2 protein-coding genes and 2 tRNA genes are annotated in these 3,306 nt (G+C 28.7%); 2 read left to right on the top strand and 2 right to left on the bottom strand.

Annotation, left to right across the window (positions count from 1 at the left end; genetic code table 11):
- Positions 1 to 52: 52 nt before the first annotated feature.
- Both FNZ64_RS14555 and FNZ64_RS14550 read left to right on the top strand, forming a co-directional pair.
- A tRNA-Asn gene (locus FNZ64_RS14555) sits at positions 53 to 127 on the top strand.
- Positions 128 to 131: 4 nt separating this feature from the next.
- Positions 132 to 207 (top strand) — tRNA-Phe (locus FNZ64_RS14550).
- Between the two features lie 226 nt (positions 208 to 433).
- Here the strand turns inward: FNZ64_RS14550 and FNZ64_RS14545 are convergent.
- Together FNZ64_RS14545 and bcp are read right to left on the bottom strand one after the other, a co-directional pair.
- Positions 434 to 1,825 (bottom strand): MATE family efflux transporter, encoded by a 1,392-nt coding sequence (locus FNZ64_RS14545; RefSeq protein WP_207705537.1) that lies wholly within the window; start codon positions 1,823 to 1,825, stop codon positions 434 to 436.
- Between the two features lie 169 nt (positions 1,826 to 1,994).
- Positions 1,995 to 2,453, bottom strand: a complete 459-nt coding sequence (gene bcp, locus FNZ64_RS14540) for a thioredoxin-dependent thiol peroxidase (protein ID WP_142415736.1) — start codon at positions 2,451 to 2,453, stop codon at positions 1,995 to 1,997.
- Between the last annotated feature and the right edge of the window lie 853 nt (positions 2,454 to 3,306).

The raw sequence follows: 3,306 nt of genomic DNA, 5'->3' as shown, positions 1-3,306 counted from the left end.
GGTACTGCAGGGGAAGCCCTGTGGGAGAGTAAGACGTCGCCAGGTAATATATTCCGCAGTAGCTCAATGGTGGAGCACTCGGCTGTTAACCGATAGGTTGGAGGTTCGAATCCTCTCTGCGGAGCCAATATGGCTGGATAGCTCAGTCGGTAGAGCAGAGGACTGAAAATCCTCGTGTCCCTGGTTCGATTCCTGGTCTAGCCACCAAAACTGTCTTAATAATTTAAGGCAGTTTTTTATTTTTCAATTATATTTTTAAAAGTAATTTAATTATAATTATGGAATTATGCTAGTTGGAGAATTTGGTTTTAAGTTAAATCATTTAAAATTATAATTGTGGGAAGTATAAAAAAAGAGAGAACTTTTAAATAAAACAGTTCTCTCTTTTTTATATAAGATTTTTCACTAAAGATATAGATATATTTAATTATTTTTAATTATATTCTTCAAGTAATTCACTGGCTTTCAAAGAGTTTTTAAAGTCTTTATTCTTAACAACTAGAATTATAAAAAGAGATACTAGAACAATACCTTTAAACATGCTGCTTACACTAATACTCCACCAAACACCATTCAACCCTAGAACTTCAGGCTTTGATAATATTATAGCAGATGGAATACGAAGGGCATTAAAAACTCCACTTACTATAGCAGGCAAAGTAGTACGGCCAATACCGTTAAAAGCACCAGCAGTGGTTATCTCTATACACATAAAAAATTGAGATAAACCTACAATTTTTAAGTATGTAATTCCCATACCTAAAGTTTTGCTTTCCGAAATAAATATAGAAAAAACAAATTTTGATCCTAAAGTTAATAGTAAGGTAGAGAAGAGACCAATTACACTAACAATACACATTGAAACAAAGTAACCTTTAACTATACGTTCATACTTTCTAGCTCCATAATTTTGTCCAACGAAAGTTCCTAGAGCTGTACAGAATCCACCTGCAGTCATCCAAGAAATAGCTTCAATTTGAGAACCTACTTGCTGAACAGCTACAGCAGCATCTCCATGACTTGCAACAATTCTTCCAATTAACATGGCGAAAAATGAAAATAAACCATTTTCAACAGCTACAGGGAAACCTAATTTTATTAGTTTTTTAACATGATCTAGATGAAGTTTTGCAAATATATTTATTTTAAATAAAGGAGTATCTTGCTTTTTCATTATCAGTAAAAATAGACATGTAACTATTACTTGAGCTAAAACTGTAGCAATAGCAGCTCCTGCAACACCTAACTTTGGAATAGGACCTATTCCAAATATTAAAATAGGATCAAAAATTATATTGAATATAAGACCTACTGTATTTACTAAGAATGGTACCTTACTGTTACCAGCTCCATTAAATATACCAGTTAAAACAGGATTTACAAAGTTAAATATCATACCTATAGATACAATAACTAAATAAGTTTCAGACATTTGTATAACTTCTAAACTATTAAGTCTGAAAAAGCCTATAATCTGCTTTTTAAAAATTATCATAATTAATGAATAAATTAGAGCCATTATAATAGTAATTTGCATAGCATTATTTGCAAAGCTTCTAGCTTCATCTTCTTTTTTGGCTCCTAAGTATTGAGAAACACATATTTCAGCACCTACTTTAGATAATAGTATGAAAGATTGACCAAACCATACTAGAAAGCCAGCAGTCCCAACAGCAGCAACAGCAAGACTACTAACCCTACCTATCCAAATCATGTCTATCATACCATAAGCCATTTGGATGAAAGAAGTACCCATGATTGGGAGGGCTAAAGATAGTAGAGAGTTTAGTATACTACCTTTTGTTAAGTCTGTAGTTTTATTCAAAAAAACACCCCCGTAAAATATAATACATACCTAATATATTATTTCTTCACGGGAGTGGTTGTCAACAATAATCAATCAATTAAAGTTAAATCCAGGATTAATTTAATTATTTAAGAGAGATATGTGAACAAAGCAATAAATAAAAGCTTATTCTATGCTTACATATGATTTAAAGGTTAGAAAGTACTTCTTCTACATGATTTGCTACTTTAACTTTTCTAAATATCTTTTTTATTATTCCTTCTTCATTTATTATAAAGGTACTTCTTTCTATTCCCATACACTTCTTACCGAACATATTTTTTTCCTTTAAAACACCATATAAGTTGCAAAGAACTTCCTCTTCATCTGAAAGTAGAACAAAAGGTAGACAGTGTTTTTCTTTGAATTTATCATGAGATTTTAAAGAGTCCCTGCTAACACCTAAAATTACTGTATTAAGCTCTTCAAATTTATTAATATTATCTTTAAAATCTATGGCCTCAACAGTACAGCCAGGGGTATTATCCTTTGGGTAAAAGTATAGTACAACCTTTTTACCTTTATAATCAGCTAAGCTATGTTCTTTATTGTCAGAACCTATGATTTTAAAATCTGGTGCCATAATTCCTTCTTTTAAGTTTTCCATAATTATCACCTCATACAATATAAATAATAAATAATAAATACTGAATAACAAATACTAAATAAGAAATACTAAATAAGAAATACTAAGTAATGTAATAATATAATTATAGTATTCTATAGAAACTTCTTATATATTTAAATAGTATTTTCGAATTAATAATATTAAAATTAGTTGATATAATTATTATATAATAATTATTACAATTTAACAAGGATTTAAAAGAATACTTATTTATTAGGTTTAGAATATATTTATTTTGTAAAAGCACCATACTATAATTAATTTAATAAGTTAAATATACGGTTAAATAGTTGTGATATATATGTATACTATAGAAATAAAAGTTTTACTAAGTATTGTGGACATATAAAAGAAGTAGAAAATATAGATATTTCTATTAAAGATATATAGCTAAGCATATGTATTGGTTTAAATAAATTGAAACTTTTATTACAGAAAATAACTTATATATTAATCCTTAGTTATGTATCTGGCGAACAATGTACCAGGTGTATCTACAAATGAAAATCTTATTAATTTAAAGAAACTTAGAGAAATACAGATATAATTTTACCAGACTACACATATACCCATGATTTAAAGAAAATAATATGATAAGATAATCTTCGTCGCAAGGGAACACAAGAAACAACAAAAAGCGACAAACACTTTCAAAATAAAAATAAAAAAAGTGTTGACAAGTTATTAAAAGTTTGATAAGATAAATAAGTCGCTTGAAGAGAGTGACAAAAATTAAAGAAATTGGTCTTTGAAAATTAAACAGAGTAAGATAAAAGAACTCGCATTCTTTTGAGAAAAAGAAAAGAAATAAAGAAACAAGTTCAAGTCAGTA

It is taken from the genome of Hathewaya massiliensis, from assembly GCF_902143515.1.
In the GTDB taxonomy this organism is placed as follows: Bacteria; Bacillota; Clostridia; order Clostridiales; family Clostridiaceae; genus Hathewaya; species Hathewaya massiliensis.
The sequence above is the reverse complement of the archived record's forward strand: the minus strand, read 5'-3'. Positions and strand labels throughout refer to the sequence as shown.

Coding starts and splice junctions, on each gene's coding strand:
- bcp (WP_142415736.1), bottom strand. CDS start 2,453: ATGGAAAACTTAAAAGAAGGAATTATGGCACCAGATTTTAAAATCATA.